At 69.2% G+C, this 16,040-nt stretch carries 15 protein-coding genes and 1 tRNA gene; 10 read left to right on the forward strand and 6 right to left on the reverse strand.

What is annotated here, in order from left to right:
* Positions 1-3 precede the first annotated feature (3 nt).
* The 3 genes from VKQ35_RS13990 to VKQ35_RS14000 all read right to left on the reverse strand — a co-directional run bounded on the left by VKQ35_RS13990 (position 4) and on the right by VKQ35_RS14000 (position 2,701).
* Positions 4-468 carry a DUF3617 domain-containing protein gene (locus VKQ35_RS13990; RefSeq protein ID WP_324362616.1) on the reverse strand — a complete coding sequence of 155 codons (465 nt, stop codon included), beginning with the start codon at positions 466-468 and terminating at the stop codon, positions 4-6.
* Between the two features lie 74 nt (positions 469-542).
* Complete coding sequence (locus tag VKQ35_RS13995) at positions 543-1,631, reverse strand: 2OG-Fe(II) oxygenase (RefSeq protein ID WP_324362618.1); 1,089 nt, start codon at positions 1,629-1,631, stop codon at positions 543-545.
* Positions 1,631-2,701, reverse strand: coding sequence for a 2OG-Fe(II) oxygenase (locus tag VKQ35_RS14000; RefSeq protein ID WP_324362620.1), 1,071 nt, complete (start codon positions 2,699-2,701; stop codon positions 1,631-1,633). Before VKQ35_RS14000 ends, VKQ35_RS13995 begins: the two co-directional genes overlap by 1 nt.
* 262 nt (positions 2,702-2,963) lie before the next feature.
* Here VKQ35_RS14000 and gyrA point away from each other — a divergent pair, with 262 nt between their 5' ends.
* The 5 genes from gyrA (at position 2,964) to VKQ35_RS14025 (ending at position 8,727) form a co-directional block, all read left to right on the forward strand.
* Complete coding sequence (gene gyrA, locus VKQ35_RS14005) at positions 2,964-5,792, forward strand: DNA gyrase subunit A (protein ID WP_324362622.1); 2,829 nt, start codon at positions 2,964-2,966, stop codon at positions 5,790-5,792.
* Between the two features lie 94 nt (positions 5,793-5,886).
* A complete protein-coding gene (gene mddA, locus VKQ35_RS14010) occupies positions 5,887-6,624 on the forward strand; it encodes a methanethiol S-methyltransferase (RefSeq protein ID WP_324362624.1) in 738 nt (245 codons plus the stop codon).
* A gap of 128 nt (positions 6,625-6,752) precedes the next feature.
* Positions 6,753-7,247, forward strand: a complete 495-nt coding sequence (gene coaD / locus VKQ35_RS14015; RefSeq protein WP_324362626.1) for a pantetheine-phosphate adenylyltransferase — start codon at positions 6,753-6,755, stop codon at positions 7,245-7,247.
* Between the two features lie 62 nt (positions 7,248-7,309).
* Complete coding sequence (locus VKQ35_RS14020) at positions 7,310-8,200, forward strand: peptidylprolyl isomerase (protein ID WP_324362628.1); 891 nt, start codon at positions 7,310-7,312, stop codon at positions 8,198-8,200.
* Complete coding sequence (locus VKQ35_RS14025; protein WP_324362630.1) at positions 8,200-8,727, forward strand: peptidylprolyl isomerase; 528 nt, start codon at positions 8,200-8,202, stop codon at positions 8,725-8,727. Before VKQ35_RS14020 ends, VKQ35_RS14025 begins: the two co-directional genes overlap by 1 nt.
* Here VKQ35_RS14025 and VKQ35_RS14030 read toward each other — a convergent pair.
* Entirely contained in the window at positions 8,724-9,686 is a 963-nt protein-coding gene (locus VKQ35_RS14030; RefSeq protein WP_324362632.1) for an endonuclease/exonuclease/phosphatase family protein, read from the reverse strand. The genes VKQ35_RS14025 and VKQ35_RS14030 overlap by 4 nt on opposite strands.
* A 62-nt stretch (positions 9,687-9,748) precedes the next feature.
* On the opposite strand from VKQ35_RS14030, the gene queA reads away from it, so the two are divergent.
* Genes queA through VKQ35_RS14045 form a run of 3 tightly spaced genes read left to right on the forward strand, consistent with a single transcriptional unit; the run spans position 9,749 to position 13,298 of the window.
* Positions 9,749-10,840 carry a tRNA preQ1(34) S-adenosylmethionine ribosyltransferase-isomerase QueA gene (gene queA / locus VKQ35_RS14035; RefSeq protein WP_324362634.1) on the forward strand — a complete coding sequence of 364 codons (1,092 nt, stop codon included), beginning with the start codon at positions 9,749-9,751 and terminating at the stop codon, positions 10,838-10,840.
* Positions 10,840-11,955, forward strand: a complete 1,116-nt coding sequence (tgt, locus tag VKQ35_RS14040; protein ID WP_324362636.1) for a tRNA guanosine(34) transglycosylase Tgt — start codon at positions 10,840-10,842, stop codon at positions 11,953-11,955. Before queA ends, tgt begins: the two co-directional genes overlap by 1 nt.
* Complete coding sequence (locus tag VKQ35_RS14045) at positions 11,952-13,298, forward strand: hypothetical protein (protein ID WP_324362638.1); 1,347 nt, start codon at positions 11,952-11,954, stop codon at positions 13,296-13,298. The genes tgt and VKQ35_RS14045 overlap by 4 nt, the downstream gene beginning before the upstream one ends.
* Here VKQ35_RS14045 and VKQ35_RS14050 read toward each other — a convergent pair.
* Positions 13,252-13,866, reverse strand: a complete 615-nt coding sequence (locus VKQ35_RS14050; RefSeq protein WP_324362641.1) for a hypothetical protein — start codon at positions 13,864-13,866, stop codon at positions 13,252-13,254. The genes VKQ35_RS14045 and VKQ35_RS14050 overlap by 47 nt on opposite strands.
* Before the next feature lie 119 nt (positions 13,867-13,985).
* Between VKQ35_RS14050 and VKQ35_RS14055 the strand changes: the two genes are divergently transcribed.
* A tRNA-Lys gene (locus VKQ35_RS14055) sits at positions 13,986-14,060 on the forward strand.
* 12 nt (positions 14,061-14,072) lie between these two features.
* On the opposite strand, the gene VKQ35_RS14060 is transcribed toward VKQ35_RS14055, so the two are convergent.
* A complete protein-coding gene (locus tag VKQ35_RS14060; protein WP_324362642.1) occupies positions 14,073-15,173 on the reverse strand; it encodes an alkaline phosphatase family protein in 1,101 nt (366 codons plus the stop codon).
* 248 nt (positions 15,174-15,421) lie between these two features.
* On the opposite strand from VKQ35_RS14060, the gene VKQ35_RS14065 reads away from it, so the two are divergent.
* Complete coding sequence (locus tag VKQ35_RS14065; RefSeq protein WP_324362644.1) at positions 15,422-16,039, forward strand: YiiX/YebB-like N1pC/P60 family cysteine hydrolase; 618 nt, start codon at positions 15,422-15,424, stop codon at positions 16,037-16,039.
* Position 16,040 lies beyond the last annotated feature (1 nt).

Raw genomic sequence — 16,040 nt, forward strand, 5'->3', positions numbered from 1 at the left:
CCGTTAGTTCGCCGGCGCGCCGGGTTCGGGGCAGGTCTCGCCCAGCTTGTGCGCGTCGGTGGACGCGTGCACCGGCACGCTCAGGCCGCCGACCTGCAGGGACACGCGCGCATCGATGTGCATGCTGTCGCTGGTGAAGACGCCTTCGCCCTGGATCGGCACCGGTGCGCCGTCCTTGGTGGCGCAGGAGCCGGCCAGCCTGATCTTGCCGTCGCCCACCTGCTTGGTCGGGTAGGTGCAGGTGTAGATGTGGTTGATCCGGCCTTCCATGAACTTGGCGACGTCGGCGGGCCGGATGCACTTCTTCTCGGTCTTCTGGGTCGGGAACGGCGAGGTGACCTTGCTGGTGGTCTCCCAGTAGCCGGGGCTGATGGCCTTCTGGGCGGCGGCGGGCGCGGCGACCGCCAGGGCTGCGAGCAGGGGGGCGATCGTCAGCGGGAGGGCGAGCCGGGGAAGCGATCTGGTCATGGTCACACCTGAAACACGCGATTGCGGCGGAGTTGGGGGCGAGTGTTGCAAGGCGCAAGCCACCGCCGATGGTTTCACGCCTCGGGGCCGCCGACGAAGCCGCCGTTGGCCGCCCGCAGCTGGTGGCCGGCCTCGTCGTAGAGGAAGGGCAGGAAGGCGTAGCGGCGGCCCTTGGTGACCGGCGTCGCCTCGTGCTGCAGGGAGCACGAGAAGATCACCGCGCCCCCGGTCGGCGGCCGGTAGGTGCGCGGGCCGAATTCCGGGAACCGCAGGTCGCCGCCTTCGAACCCCTCGGCGTTGAGGTTGATCGAGACCGCGAACTTGCGGTGCGCGGTCCCCAGCGTCTCGTTGTCCCGGTGCGCGCGGAAATAGCCGCCGGTCTGCGCGTCGTAGCAGGCCACCAAGTAGCGCTCGAGGCGGGTGACCTGGAACTGGAACACCCGGGCGATCTGCGGGGCGATCCGGCGGCTGATGCGGGACAAGAGCTCGGCGCGCAGGGTCTGGTCCTCGATCACGAGGTCGCGGCGGCGCTTGAAATCGTCCATGACCCCGACCGTGCGGCCATCGACATCGCGCATTACGCCCGACGGCGAGCCGCCGTCGGCGTCGTAGAGCGCGATCAGCCGCGTGCAGAGCTCGGGCTCGAATACGCGCGGCAGGATCAGCACCGGAGCGAAGAGCTCGACTCCGGCATAGTCGGCGACGTCCGGCAGGGCGGCGATCGCGGCGAAGAGCTCGCCCGTCGCCTCGATCGGAAAGGCGCCGATCGTCCGGTGCGCGGGGTCGATGAGCAGCCAGTAGGGCCGCGCCTCGCCGCCCTCGCCGACCGCGCCGTAGAGCCGGCTGAGCGCGCTGTCGGCGTCCAGGAACCAGCGCAGGCCCGGCAGCTGGTTGCGCGCCATGGCGATCGATTCCGCGTCGCGCAGCACCAGGAAGGCGGAGGCCTTGGCGTCGTTGAACAGCGCGCGATGGTGCTGGAAGGCCAGCAGCGCCGCCTCGCGCGCCGGTCCGGGGGAGGGCAGGAAGCCCAGCAGGATGTAGCGCCCCACGGTCGTGCTGAAGTGGAAGCTCGGCGAATGCGGCGCCGGGACCTGGAACCAGGGCGCCGGATCGCCAGGCGCGAAGGGCGGCGTCCAGGCGAGGGGCGAGGCGGCGGCGTCCATCAGACGGCGGGCTCGGCGGGCGTTGCGGGCTCGCCCACGCGCCGGCGGTAGGCGTCCAGCACTTCGGCGGCCGCGGCGTCGTAGAAAAACGGCAGGAAGGCGTAGCGCCGGCCCGCCGTCACCGGGGTCACCTCGTGCAGCATGTCGCAGGAGAAGACCACCGCGCCGCCCAGCGGCGGCCGATAGGTCCGGCGCCCATACTCCGGGAAGCGCAGGTCACCGCCCTCGAAGCCCGCGTTCAGGTTGATCGAGCAGGCGAAGCGCCGGTGCGCGGTCCCGAAGGTCGTGGTGTCGCGGTGGGCGTGGAACACCGCGCTGTCGGCGGCGTCGTAGCAGCTCACCACGTAGCGCTCGACCTCGGTGACCGCAAAGCCCAGGCCGCGCGCGATCATCGGAAACAGTCGCCGTTCCAGCCGCTCGCGCAGCAGGTCGCGCAGGCCGGCGTCCTCCACCAGGATGTCGCGGCGCTTCTTCAGCTCGTCCATCACCACGACCGTGCGTTCGCCTTCGTCGCGCATGACGCCGGTGAAGGCGCCGCCGTCGGCCTGATGCAGGCCGATCAGCTTCTCGCAGAGCTCCGGCTCGAACACCCGGGGGACCACCAGCACCGGCGCATGCAGCGGCGCCCCGGCGTGCTCCGACGGGGGCCTAAGCCGCGCCAGGGTGTCGAACAGCATCTGGGCGTTGGAAAGCTGCACGCGGCCCATGACCCGAAGCGCAGGGTCGAGCAGCAGCCACATGGGATATTCCGCCCCGTCGGCCCCCAGGGCTCCGTAGAGCCGGCTGACCGCGCCGTCCTCGTCCAGGAACCAGCGCAGGCCGCGCATGTCCTGGGCGCTGGCCGCGGTGGCCGGATCGCGGACCACCACGAAGGCGCTGACCCGCTCGTCGTCGAACTGGTTCCGCTGCTGGGCGATGACCCGCAGCGCATCGGCCGCGGCGGCCACATCGTCCTTCGGCAGGAAGACCAGCAGCACATAGCGCCCGCCCACCGTGTCGAACACGAAGGCGGGGTTGCTGGGCGTCGGCGCCGTGAACCACGGCGCGGGCTCGCCAAGGGATAGGGCCATGGGCAGCTTAGGTCCTTGTCGCGCGTGCTTCATAGGACGCCGCGGGCCCGCGGTCACCGCCCAGAAACGGCGGATCGATGTTCGCCGAAAGCGACCGTTTTGCGGCTGTCCTTGGGACCTGTGCGGGCGCTGGCCGGCGCGCTCGCATGCGCGCTCGTGCGTGCGCGAGCGCACGCGCGCACGAAAGTTGGCGTCCGGCGCTTCCGAATGCTAACTATGGACCCCACTTAACCCGTCCGATTCTAACGGCTAAATCCCCGCCTTGACCGACGAAAACACCACCCCGCCGGCTGACCGGCATGGGGGCATCGCCCCTATCGCCATCGAAGACGAGCTGAAGCGCTCCTACCTCGACTACGCCATGAGCGTCATCGTGAGCCGGGCGCTGCCCGACGTGCGCGATGGCCTGAAGCCCGTGCACCGACGCATCCTGTTCTCCATGGGCGAGCAGGGCCACACGCCCGACCGCTCCTATGTGAAGTCGGCCCGCGTGGTCGGCGACGTGATGGGCAAGTATCACCCGCACGGCGACCAGGCGATCTACGACACCCTGGTGCGCATGGCGCAGCCGTTCTCCATGAACCTGCTGCTCATCGACGGGCAGGGGAACTTCGGCTCGGTGGACAACGATCCGCCCGCGGCCATGCGCTACACCGAATCGCGGATGACCAAGGCGGCGGTGGCGATCCTCGCCGACCTCGACAAGGACACCGTCGACTTCAAGGACAACTACGACGGCTCGGAGAGCGAGCCGGTCGTCCTGCCGTCGCGCATCCCGAACCTCTTGGTGAACGGCTCCGGCGGCATCGCCGTCGGCATGGCCACCAATATCCCGCCGCATAACCTGGGCGAGATCGTCGACGCCTGCCTGGCCTATATCGACGACCCCGAGGTCACGCTGGAGGCTCTGCTGGACATCGTGCCGGGCCCCGACTTCCCGACCGGCGGCCAGATCGTCGGGCGCACCGGCCCCAGGCTGGCGCTGATGACCGGCCGCGGCTCGGTGATCATGCGCGGCGTGGCCTCGGTCGAGGAGATCCGCAAGGAGCGCGAGGCGATCGTCATCCATTCGATCCCCTACCAGCTCAACAAGGCCGCGCTGGTCGAGCGCATCGCCGAGCTGGTGCGCGAAAAGCGGGTCGAGGGCATCAGCGACCTGCGCGACGAGAGCGACCGCCAGGGCATGCGGATCGTCATCGAGCTGAAGCGCGACGCCTCGGCCGACGTGATCCTCAATCAGCTCTACCGCTACACGCCCCTGCAGTCGTCGTTCGGCGTCAACATGCTGGCGCTGAACCGCGGGCGGCCCGAGCAGATGGGCCTGCGCGAGATGATCACCTGCTTCGTGGACTTCCGCGAAGAGGTCGTCGAACGGCGCACCAAGTTCGAGCTCTCCAAGGCCCGCGACCGCGGCCACGTGCTGGTGGGTCTCGCCATCGCGGTGGCCAACATCGACGAGTTCATCCACATCATCCGCTCGTCCAAGGACCCGGCGGAAGCGCGCGAGCGGCTGATCGCCAAGGACTGGCCGGCGGGCGACATGCTGCCGCTGGTCGAGCTGATCCAGGACCCGCGCACCCTGGTGATCGACGGGGACAAGATCCGGCTCTCCGACGAGCAGGCCCGCGCCATCCTGGCGCTGACGCTCTCGCGCCTGACGGGCCTGGGCCGCGACGAGATCTTCGGCGAGGCGGAGTCGCTGGCCGAGGCCATCGCCGGCTACCTGGCGCTGCTCGCGTCGCGCGAGAAGATCATGGCGATCGTCCGCGAAGAGCTGGTCGAGGTGCGCGAGGCCTTCGCTGTCCCGCGCCGCACCGAGATCGTCGAGGGCGACGCCGACGTCGAGGACGAGGACCTGATCGTCCGCGAGGACATGGTCATCACCGTCACCCACGGCGGCTATGTGAAGCGCACGCCGCTGTCGATCTACCGGACCCAGCACCGCGGCGGCAAAGGCCGCTCGGGCATGTCGACCAAGGACGAGGATGCGGTCACCCGGGTCTTCTCGGCCAGCACCCACACGCCGATGCTGTTCTTCTCCTCCGGCGGCAAGGTCTACAAGCTGAAGGTCTGGCGCCTGCCGGTCGGCACGCCCACCTCGCGCGGCAAGGCCTGGGTCAATATCCTGCCGATCGAGCCGGGCGAAAGCATCACCTCAATCCTGCCGTTGCCCGAGGACGAGGCGACCTGGGAACAGTTCGACATCATGTTCGCGACCCGCTCGGGTGGCGTAAGACGCAACAAGCTCAGCGATTTCGTCGACGTCCGCCGCAACGGCAAGATCGCCATGAAGCTGGACGAGGGCGATTCGATCATCGGCGTGGGCGCCTGCAACGCCGGCGTCAACGACATCCTGCTGACGACGGCGCTGGGCCGCTGCATCCGCTTCGCGACCGAAGAGGTGCGGGTGTTCGCCGGCCGCGATTCCACCGGCGTGCGCGGCGTTCGCCTGGCCGAGGGCGATCGGGTGATCTCCATGGCCATCCTGCGCTCGGTGGATGCGACGCCGGCCGAACGCAGCGCGTACCTGAAGCACGCCACCGCCATGCGCGCCGCCGCCAACGGCGAACCGGGCGAGGGCGAGGACACAGCCGCCGCGCCGCCGGAAGAGGACGATGCCGAGGCCGACGAGACCGTGACGCTCAGCGTCGAACGGATCGCCGAACTGGGCGGCGCCGAGGAGTTCATCCTGACGGTCTCCACCGAGGGCTACGGCAAGCGCTCGTCGGCCTACGACTTCCGGCGCACCGGGCGCGGCGGCCAGGGCCTGCTGGCCCAGGACCTCAGCAAGCGCGGCGGCCGTCTGGCCGCCTCGTTCCCGGTGGAGGACAGCGACCAGATCCTGCTGGTCACCGACCAGGGCCAGCTTATCCGCACCCCGGTCAGCCAGGTGCGCATCGCCAGCCGCAACACCCAGGGCGTGATCATCTTCCGCACCTCCGACGAAGAGCACGTGGTCTCGGTCGAGCGGCTGGCCGACACCGGCGAGGATGAGGCTGACGACACCGCCGCCGATCAGGCGGACGAGGGCGGCGCAGGCAGCGATGAGGCCCCGCCAGAGACTCCGCCAGAGACTCCACCCGAGACCTAGTTTGAAAAACACGGTCCGGTGAACGCTGTCAGCTCCGTTTGACAGACTGCCTGCTGGCGTTCAGGTTCCCGCCCGGAATTTCCGGGGGGAAGCCATGAGCAAGATCGTCACCGTTCTGTACGGCGTGGTGAGCTATTTCATCTTTTTCGGCGCGTTCCTCTACGCCATCGGCTTCGTCGACGGCCTGGTGGTTCCTAAGACCATCGATTCCGGCGCGGCCGGCCCACTCGTCCCGAGCCTGATCGTCGACGCCCTGCTGCTCGGAGTCTTCGCGCTCCAGCACAGCGTCATGGCGCGCCCGGCCTTCAAGGCCTGGTGGACCAGGATCGTCCCGCCGGCCGCCGAGCGGTCGACCTATGTGCTGCTCTCGTCGCTCGCGCTGATCCTGATCTGCTGGCAGTGGCGTCCCATTCCGACGCCGGCGATCTGGGCGACCAGCGGGACGGCGGCGACCGCGCTCCTGGCGCTGAGCGGCCTGGGCTGGCTGATCGTGCTCACCAGCACCTTCCTGATCAACCACTTCGACCTGTTCGGCCTGCGGCAGGTTTTCGCCTACGCCTCGGGCAAGGAGATCCCGCCGCCGGAGTTCCACACCCCGCTGTTCTACCGCGTCGTGCGCCATCCGCTCTACGCCGGCTTCATCGTCGCCTTCTGGGCGGCGCCGACCATGAGCCTCGGCCACCTGGTGTTCGCCGTCGCCACGACCGGCTACATCCTGATCGCCATCCAGTTCGAGGAGCACGACCTGATCGGCGTGTTCGGCGACACCTACCGCGGCTACCAGAAGCGGGTGTCGATGATCCTGCCGTGGATTCCAGGGTCCGGAACCTGAGTTCGCGGGCCTGAGTCCGCGGGCCTGAGTTCGGCCGCCCCAATTTCAGAGGCTTGCGGCGATTTCCCCTTGCCAGAACCGCGTCCGGCGGCGAAAGGCGAAGCTCGGTTGTTTGGGGACCAAGCCGCATGACCCGTGTCGGGCTCTATCCGGGCAGCTTCGATCCGATCCACAACGGCCATACCGACATCATCGGCCGCGCGGTGAAACTGGTCGACAAGCTGGTGCTGGGCGTCGCGATCGACACCGGCAAGAGCCCGATGTTCGCTCTTGAGGAGCGGGTGGCGATGGTCGAGGAGGCTGTGGCGCCGTTCCGCGCCTCCACCGAGATCGTCGTGCAGCCCTACAAGGGGCTGACCACCCATTTCGCCCGCGAGATCGGCGCGGGAATCATGGTGCGGGGCCTGCGCGCCGTGTCGGACTTCGAGTTCGAGTTCTCGATCACCGCCATGAATCAGCAGCTCGACCGGGACATCGAGACGGTGTTCCTGATGGCCGACCCGCGCCACCTGGCCATCGCCTCCAAGCTGGTGAAGGAGATCGCGATCCTGGGCGGCGACGTGACCCGCTTCGTCAGCCCCAGCGTCAAGGATCGCCTGATGGCCAAGGCGGGCCGCGGCTGAGCGCGCCCGGCGGCTCGACCGAGCGCTGGCGTCCGGGCCTGAGGCCCGCTACGAGGATTTGCATGAACCGCACGCTCTTGCTCGCCGCCTGCGCCGCGGCCGTCGCCGTCACCGCCTCGGCCGCGCCCAAGCCCAAGGCCCCGCCGGCCGCGGCGCCCGCCGCAGCGGCCCAGCCCGCTGCGCCCGGCGGCCCCGGTCCCGCCGATTGGCGCACCCCCGACCCGAACGACGTCCTGGTGATCGACACCAACAAGGGCCGGATTCTGGTCGAGATGGTCGGCGAGGTCGCGCCGCAGCACGTCGCCCAGGTGCGCGCGCTGGCGCACGAAGGGTTCTACGACGGCCTGAAATTCTTCCGGGTCATCGACAGGTTCATGGCCCAGACGGGCGATCCGCAGAACAACGGCCAGGGCGGTTCGTCCAAGCCGAACATCCCCGCCGAGTTCACCTTCCGCCGCGGCGCCGACCTGCCGTTCGTGCTGGCGGTCGACCAGACGGTCGCCGAGATCGGCTTCACCAAGTCGCTGCCGGTGGAGAGCCAGTCGATGCAACTCGCCGCCATGACCAAGGACCAGAAGGTCACCGCCTGGGCGCTCTATTGCCAGGGCGTGATGGGCATGGCCCGCGACGAGAACCCCGACAGCGGCAACAGCCAGTTCTTCCTGATGCGCTACCCCTATCCCTCGCTGGAGCGGAAATACACCGCCTGGGGCCGGGTGATCGCCGGTGAGGACGTGGTGCGCGCGATCAAGACCGGCGAGCCGGTCGAGCAGCCGCAGGACTATATGGAACACGTCCGCCTGCTCGCCGATTTGCCCGAGGCGACCCGGCCGAAGGTGCGGGTCATCGATCCCAAGGGGCCGTGGTTCAGGGCGCAGATCGACCGCGTGCGCGCGGCCAAGGGCTCCGACTTCACGGCCTGCGACGTCGACATTCCAGTAGAGGTGAAATGATGGCTCCCAAAGCCAAGGCGAAAGCCGCGACCGCCAAGACCGCCAGCAAGGCCCCGGCCAAGCCCAAAGGGGGCGAAGACACCCTGCTGCTGCAGCTCTCGACGGGTCTCGTGACCATCAAGCTGCGCCCGGATCTGGCCCCGCTGCATGTGGCGCGAATCAAGGAACTGGCGCGCGAGGGCTTCTACGATGGCGTGGTCTTCCACCGCGTGATCCCGGCCTTCATGGCCCAGGGCGGCGACCCGACCGGCACCGGCATGGGCGGCTCCAAGAAGCCGAACCTGCCGGCGGAGTTTTCGCGCGAGCCGCATGTGCGCGGCGTCTGCTCCATGGCCCGCAGCGCCAGCGAGAACTCGGCCAACAGCCAGTTCTTCATCTGCTTCGACGACGCCCGCTTCCTCGACGGCAAATACACCGTCTGGGGCGAGGTGACCGAGGGCATGGAGCACGTCGACGCCCTGCCCAAGGGCGAGCCGCCGCGCGATCCCGGCCACATCGTCTCGATGAAGGTCGCCGCGGACGCCTAGGGCGCGGCTGGGCGCGGCGCCACGGGCGCCAGCATCACCACGATCGGATAGTGATCGGACCCTAGCGGCGGGCCGCGCTTCACGCTGACCGTCGCCCAGCCCGGACCGGCGTAGACGTGGTCGATCGGCAGGAAAGGGAAGGGCGCGGGCAAGGGCCAGGGGCCCGCGTGTCCGGTCGGCCAGGTGGCGAGCGCCCGGTCGCGGCGGATCAGGCCGTAGGCCGTGTCGTCGCGCCGCCGCGCGAAGGACCAGGGCGTCGAATTGAAATCGCCGGCCAGAACCATCCGATCTCGCGGCCGCTGGGCCAAAACATCGCGCAAGGTGGCGTCGCCCAGCGCATGGAGACGAACTTCGGTGGGCCACCTGAGGTGAGTGATCACCATTTCGATGGGCCCGGTGGCGTTGGGGAAGGTGGCGTTGACGAAGGTCACGCCCTTCGGCGGCTCGATGGGGCGGTCCATGATCAGGTAGCGGTCATGCGCGAAGCCGATGGTGTTGCTCTGCGACCCCATGGTCTTCCAGCCGGTCCGGACCCTGATCAGATTGAGCAGCACGGGGGTCGGTTCGGTCAGGAAGAAGAAGTCGGGGTTTTCACGCTGCAGCCAGTCGACGACGGCCTTCGGGTTGCGGTTTTCCTGCCAGGCGTTGAACTCGATGACCTTGATCTGATTAGGCGCGTCCGGAGGGGCGACCGGACCGGTCGAACGCAGGAATTCGGGCAGGATCAACGCACCGGCCGCGACCACGCCTACGGCGGCGAGGACGAGACCGGTCCGGCGGGTCCGGTCGACCCCGAGGGTCGAAAGGAGGGCTGCGACAACGGCAGCGGCCAGCAACAGCGGAGCGACGTGGGTGATCAGGTCCAGCGTGGCGCTGAACCGGCCGCCCTGGGCCAGCAGCGCAAGCGCCGCGCAGACGCCCGCCAGCAAAACTCCGCAGCCGCCGAGGATCCTTTGCATCAGGCGCATTCCGCGAGCCCTGCTTGACGCGCGCCCAGTCGCATGCGCTTCACCGGGCCTTCATGCAGCTAAGCGATTTTGATTTCCATCTTCCCGACGCAAACATTGCGTTGCGGCCGGTGAGCCCTCGCGACGCGGCGCGCCTGCTGTTGGTGACGCCGGGGGAGGCGATGCGCGACCTCAGCGTCCGCGACCTGCCGGGCCTGCTGCGGGCGGGCGACGTGCTGGTGCTGAACGACACCAGGGTGATCCCGGCGCGGCTGAAAGGTATGCGCCATCGCGGCGAACACCGGCTGATCTGCGAAGCGACGCTGCACCGCCGGCTTTCGCCGCATCAGTGGACCGCCTTCATGCGGCCCGGCAAGCGGTTGGCGGTCGGCGACCGGGTGGTGTTCGGCGAGAGTTCCGACCGGGCCTGCCTGCTGGGCGCGCTGGACGCCGCGATCACCGCCAAGGGCGAGGGCGGCGAGGTGACGCTGAGCTTCGACCTCTCCGGCCCTGACCTGGACGCCGCCATCGCTGAGCGCGGGGCCATGCCGCTGCCGCCCTACATCGCCGCCAAGCGGGCGCAGGACGAGCGGGACAGGGCCGACTACCAGACGGTCTACGCTGAGGTGGACGGCTCGGTCGCCGCGCCCACGGCGGGCCTGCATTTCACGCCGCAGCTGTTCGACCGGCTGGCGGCGGCAGGGGTCGAGACCGCGTTCGTCACCCTGCATGTGGGCGCCGGCACCTTCCTGCCGGTGAAGACGCAGGTGGTGGCGGAGCACCGCATGCACCCGGAATGGGGCGAGGTGGACGCCGCGACGGCGGATCGTCTGAACGCTATTCGCCGCGCGGGCGGGCGCATCGTCTGCGTCGGCACCACCTCGCTGCGCCTGCTGGAGTCGGCGACCGGCGAGGACGGGGTGATCCGCCCGTTCATGGACGAGACGGCAATCTTCATCACCCCCGGCTACCGGTTCCGCGCCGCCGATGGCCTGATGACCAACTTCCACCTGCCGCGCTCGACGCTGTTCATGCTGGTGAGCGCCTTCGCCGGCCAGACGGCCATGCGCGCGGCCTATGAGCACGCCATCGCCACCGGCTACCGGTTCTATTCCTACGGCGACTCCAGCCTGCTGTGGCGTGCAGATTTGGGGCGGGCGGCCTGATGGCGGCCTTTCCCTTCACCATCGCCGCCACCGACGGCAAGGCGCGCACCGGCCTGCTCGCCACCCCGCGCGGCGAGATCCGCACGCCCGCCTTCATGCCGGTGGGCACGGCCGGGACGGTCAAGGCCCTGACCGTGGAACAGGTGGCCCAGACCGGCGCCGACATCCTGCTCGGCAACACCTATCACCTGATGCTGCGGCCGACGGCGGAGCGGGTGGCGCGGCTGGGCGGCCTGCACCGGTTCATGCGTTGGGAAAAGCCGATCCTCACCGACAGCGGCGGCTTCCAGGTCATGAGCCTGTCGAAGATCTCCAAGGTCACCGAGGCCGCGGTCACCTTCCAGAGCCACATCGACGGCTCCAAGCATGTGCTGACCCCGGAACGCTCCATCGAGATCCAGGCCGACTTGCTGGGGTCCGACATCGTCATGCAGCTGGACGAACTGGTGTCCCTGCCGACCACCGAGGATCGCGCCGCCGACGCCATGCGCCGCTCGGCCCGCTGGGGCGAGCGCTCGAAGGCGGCGTTCGGCGAGCGCGAGACCCAGGCGCTGTTCGGCATCCAGCAGGGTGGCATGTCGGAAGCGCTGCGTCGCGAGTCCGCTGAGCGGCTGACCGAAACCGGCTTCGACGGCTACGCCATCGGCGGCCTGGCGGTTGGCGAGGGGCACGCCGGCATGGTGGAGGTGCTGGACTATGCGCCGGGCATGCTGCCGGCGGATCGCCCGCGCTATCTGATGGGGGTCGGCAAGCCCATCGACATCGTGGAAGCTGTCGCCCGCGGCGTCGACATGTTCGACTGCGTGCTGCCAACCCGATCTGGCCGGCACGGCCAGGCCTGGACCTGGGAGGGCTCGATCAACCTGAAGAACGCCCGCTTCACCGACGACGAGGCGCCGCTCGATCCCATAAGCGCCTGCCCGGCCAGCCGCGACTATTCCAAGGCCTATCTGCACCACCTGGTGAAGTCGGAGGAGATCCTCGGCCAGGTGCTGCTCTCCTGGCACAACCTGGCCTTCTTCCAGCAGCTGATGGCCGCCCTGCGCGCCGCCATCGGCGAAGGGAGGCTGGAGGCCTTCCGCAAAGACTTCCACGCGCGGCAGGCCAGGCCTTGAGCGAAGGCCAGCGCCTGAGCCGACCGGCGCGGGCGGCCTTCGCGGGCGCGCTGGCGATCTATTTGGGGGTTGCGGGTTGGCTGGTCTGGCGGACTTCGATCCTCGAGCCCTATTCGGACATGTACGACTGGCTGGCGCGCTGGCGGGCCTGGCAGGCCGACGGGAACCTGGGCCGCTACCTCTGGGCGCCGCACAACTTCCACCACCTGGTCTGGACCTTCACGGTGCTGGCGCTCGACATCCGGGCGTTCGGGGCCAGCGGCTACCTGTTCCTCGCGGTCGGCGTCATCTGCCTGGCCGCGACCGCGGCGATGCTGGCGCGGTTCGCAAGCCGCGCGGCCGGCCCTGGCCTGGGGCTGATCGGCGGCGGCGTGGCGCTTGCGCTCAGCCTGATGGGCTGCGACATCCTCGACGCCACGGCCGACATCAACATCACCTACGTCCAGGCCCTGCTCTTCGCGGTCGCCGCGATCCTGCTGGTGCAAAGGCAGGTCCGATGGCGCAGGTGGAGGCTCTTCCTCAGCTTCCTGGTCTGTGCGCCGGCCGCCGGCCTGGGCAGCGCCGCCGGTCTCGCGGTCTGGCCCGCCTTGCTGTTTGTGTTCTGGCGGTCGGACAAGCCGCGCCACGTGCTGCCGCTGGCGTCCATGAGCGTGAGCTTCGCCGCCATCTACCTGTTCGGCCAGAGCTATGCGACCAGCGGCCTGGCGGTGCACGGCGGGGGGCTGCAGTCGGTCGAGCTGATCCTGAACTATCTGGCCCTGCCGTGGGTGAGGGCGGTTCCGGCGGCTGGGCTGCCGCTGGGCGTCGTCGTGCTGGCGGTGTCGCTGGTGGCGTTGGCCGGCGCCTTCCGGCAGGAGGCGCAGGGGACAGCGCGGATCGCCGGCGCCCTGATCCTGTTCTCGCTGGGCACCGCCGCCATGGCCGGTCTGGCGAGGACCGGCGCCACCGCGCCGAGCCTTGTGCCCATGCGCTACGCGGCCTTCATGATCCCATTGCATGTCGGCCTCTGGGTTCTGGCCTTGCCGTATATGCGCAGGTTCCGGGCCCGCCGCCCGCGCGCCAGGGACGCCGCAGTGATCGCGGTCGCGGTCGCCATGCTCGGGCACCAGGGCTTGATGGGCCTCTTCGCCGTCCGCACCGCCGACATCAATTTGCGCGTCGTGGCCGACTTCCGCGAGGGCCGACGCAGCCCGGCCATGCTGACGGCCATCGGGCCGGATCTTGCCCTGCGCGCGGCGCAGGCGGCGCAGCTGCGCCGCGAAGGCCGCTATCAGCGCGAACTGCGGCGCGATCCGCCTACTGCTGGCGGATCGGGTACTTCGGCTTCATCGCCTGGTCGATGATCGGCGCGCCGGCCAGTTCGTGCGACGGCGTGGCGGGCGGATTGCAGCCCTTGGCCTCGCCCAGGCCCTTCAGATAGGCGCGCCGCACCGCGCCTGCGGTGATCGCCGCCTGGACGTATTTGTCGTGCTGTTCGGCGCCCGAAAGCTTGCGGATCCAGCCGCGGAACGGGATCACGTCGCTGGCGGCGCCCGAGGCCAGGGTCAACGCCGTGGTCTTGCCCTTGGCCATCATCCCATCCTCAGCGGCCTTGGCGGTGAGGTCGAGATCGTCGCCGAGCGCGTCGTTCAGCGGGTTCAGCCGCGCGACCAGGTCGATGCAGCGGCCGCCCGCCGGGCGCTCGTAGGGATCGGCCATCGCCTGCAGCAGCACCTCGGGGATCTTGGTGCGCAGCACGTTGAGGTCGCGCAGCGGCGATTCCGCGACGCCCTTGACGCCCTCGCGGTCGGCCTCGGCGGTGGTCTGCACCTTCGGCGAGCCGTTTTCAGGCGCGGTCACGCAGGCGGCCAGCATGAGGGCCGGCAGCACAAAAGCCGCGGCGCAGCTGGCAAGGATGGTCGCGTAACGCATCGGCGGCCAGCTTAACCGAAATCCTGGCGAGTTCTGGGCGCCTTGGCGCCTTGCGTCGAGAGGGTGCGGCGCCTAAGGTCCGCGCCGCTTCGCCCGGGCCATCAGAGCCATGCGAATGTGGGCCGGTAGCTCAGTGGTAGAGCATTCGACTTTTAATCGAATGGTCGTGAGTTCGAACCTCACCCGGCCTACCAATCTTCCGATCGCTAGCGGGCGTCCTTGACCGCGAACAAGGCCGTCATCGGCCGCACGCCCTTGGCGGTGTCGGCCGCGTGGCTCAGGTGCTCGGCGATCCCGAAGGCGTCCTCGAGGGTTCTGAGCAGCGAATAGTGGTTGTAGGCCGTCTGATCCTGCAGGCCGCGCGGGCCGTGGTTGGTGATGACGATGGTCGGGATGTGGCCGCCGCCCAGGCTGGTCCCGGCGGGCGCGCCGTCGCAACAGCCTTCGTGCGAGCCGCCGACGCCTTCGTCGAAGGTGATGACGATGGCGACGTTGCCGGCGCCCTTCCAGGCCTTCGTCGCCTGCAGGCGGCGGACCAGCTCGCCCGTCACCGCGTCGCCCCGGCGGATTAGGCCCGCGGTGTTGCCGCTCTGGCAATCGGCCGGCGCATCGGGGACGCCCAGGCCGTGCATCTCGTTGCACTGGTTGGGCACGATGAGCGCGAAGCTGGGCAGGGCGTCGGCGGCGAGGTCGCGGTCCAACTGCCCGAAATCCACCAGGCGCTCGGCCCGATGGGGGTCCTTCTGCGTGCTCTCGAAGTTGGTGAAGCCGGTGTGCTTGGCCGCGTAGAGCGAGGCGGTCTTCATGCTGTTGGTCGACTTGGGGTCGCCCGCCACGATGGCCAGTGAGCCGGGCTCCGGCAGGTTCTCGTAGTAGCCCTTCCAGGTCAGGCCGGCGGCGGCCAGCTGGTCGCCCAGGTGCGGGGTGTGGGCGGTGTGGTCGCGGTAGCCGGGCTTGGCCGCGCCGCCGCAGTAGGGCTGGGTCGAGCCGGGCGTGCAGTAGAAGGCGTCGTCGTCATGCATGCCCAGATTGTCGCCGCCCAGGAGCGCCACATAGTTGCCCTCGCTCGGATGGCCTTCGCCGAAGAACTGCGCGGCGTCGCCGTATTTGGCGGCCAGGCCCGCGATGTTGGGCGCCGCGGCGGGATTGAGGATCTGGCTGTAGTCCTTGTTCTCCTCGACGATGACGAAGACGTGGTCGTAGCGCGGCACGCCTTCCAACGCGCCGGACGCCATCGGCGGTGCGGCCGCAGCCGGCAAGGCCAGGGCCGCGGAAAGCGCCGTCGCCGCCAAGATCCGAAATGACATCATCCACTCACTCCCCGAAAGTCGCCCTTTCCCCGCCCTATGCACCCCTTGCGTGGCAAGTTTGTTGCGCTGCGCCTCTGCGCCTAGAATAACCGGGCTGCGGCGGGCTACGACGGCCCTCCGGTGCGCCATCTCGGCCCCGTTTGGACGGAGGGTCAGGGCGTCGTCGCAAGAACGCCTTCCCGCCGCAGCGCCTTGTTCCGCGCCAGGCCGTTGAGCCTAGAGCTTGGCTTTGCGTTAGGCTGGCGATGACCATCGATCCCAACATCCTGAGCGCGTTGGCGCCCAGGCCCTACGCCGAGGTGCGCGAGACCGTGCGCGACGGCGACCTATTGCTCTGCTCGGCGACCGACGGCTTTTCGCGGCTGATCCGCTGGGCGACCAAGAGCCCGTGGAGCCACGTCGCCATCGCCTACCGCCTGGAGGAGATCGACCGGGTGATCGTGCTGGAGAGCGTCGAGAAGATCGGCGTGCGCGCCGTGCCGCTGTCCAGCTTCATCAGCCGCACCAGCAGCGGCGTCAGCCCCTATCCGGGACAGATCCTGCTGGCCCGCCACAAGGGCATGTCGGCGAAGTCCCGCCGGCAACCCATGAAGAAGATGGCGAAATTCGCCTTCGGCCGGCTGGGCGACAAGTTCTCCACCCGCGACATGGCCAGGATCGCGCTGCGCATCGCGTTCGGCCGCTTCGAGCGCAGGATGCCGCGCAGCCTGGGCGCCCGGAACGCGTTCATCTGCTCGGAATACGTCGCCCGCTGCTTCAAGGAGCTGGATCTGGAGATCCCCTGGGACGGTCTAGGCTTCATCGCCCCCTGCGACTTCGCCCTCGATCCGCGCGTCGAGGCGGTGGCTCAGATCAAGACCTGAC

Origin of the sequence: Phenylobacterium sp., from assembly GCF_035309685.1 — a bacterium.
Taxonomy (GTDB): domain Bacteria; phylum Pseudomonadota; class Alphaproteobacteria; order Caulobacterales; family Caulobacteraceae; genus Phenylobacterium.

Bases quoted from the DNA above. Each gene is read 5' to 3' on its own strand.
- VKQ35_RS14065 (WP_324362644.1), top strand. From the start codon at position 15,422: ATGACCATCGATCCCAACATCCTGAGCGCGTTGGCGCCCAGGCCCTAC.
- VKQ35_RS14030 (WP_324362632.1), bottom strand. From the start codon at position 9,686: ATGCAAAGGATCCTCGGCGGCTGCGGAGTTTTGCTGGCGGGCGTCTGC.
- VKQ35_RS14025 (WP_324362630.1), top strand. From the start codon at position 8,200: ATGGCTCCCAAAGCCAAGGCGAAAGCCGCGACCGCCAAGACCGCCAGC.
- tgt (WP_324362636.1), top strand. From the start codon at position 10,840: ATGGCGGCCTTTCCCTTCACCATCGCCGCCACCGACGGCAAGGCGCGC.
- VKQ35_RS14060 (WP_324362642.1), bottom strand. From the start codon at position 15,173: ATGTCATTTCGGATCTTGGCGGCGACGGCGCTTTCCGCGGCCCTGGCC.
- VKQ35_RS13990 (WP_324362616.1), bottom strand. From the start codon at position 468: ATGACCAGATCGCTTCCCCGGCTCGCCCTCCCGCTGACGATCGCCCCC.
- coaD (WP_324362626.1), top strand. From the start codon at position 6,753: ATGACCCGTGTCGGGCTCTATCCGGGCAGCTTCGATCCGATCCACAAC.
- queA (WP_324362634.1), top strand. From the start codon at position 9,749: ATGCAGCTAAGCGATTTTGATTTCCATCTTCCCGACGCAAACATTGCG.
- VKQ35_RS14050 (WP_324362641.1), bottom strand. From the start codon at position 13,866: ATGCGTTACGCGACCATCCTTGCCAGCTGCGCCGCGGCTTTTGTGCTG.
- mddA (WP_324362624.1), top strand. From the start codon at position 5,887: ATGAGCAAGATCGTCACCGTTCTGTACGGCGTGGTGAGCTATTTCATC.
- VKQ35_RS13995 (WP_324362618.1), bottom strand. From the start codon at position 1,631: ATGGACGCCGCCGCCTCGCCCCTCGCCTGGACGCCGCCCTTCGCGCCT.
- VKQ35_RS14000 (WP_324362620.1), bottom strand. From the start codon at position 2,701: ATGGCCCTATCCCTTGGCGAGCCCGCGCCGTGGTTCACGGCGCCGACG.
- VKQ35_RS14020 (WP_324362628.1), top strand. From the start codon at position 7,310: ATGAACCGCACGCTCTTGCTCGCCGCCTGCGCCGCGGCCGTCGCCGTC.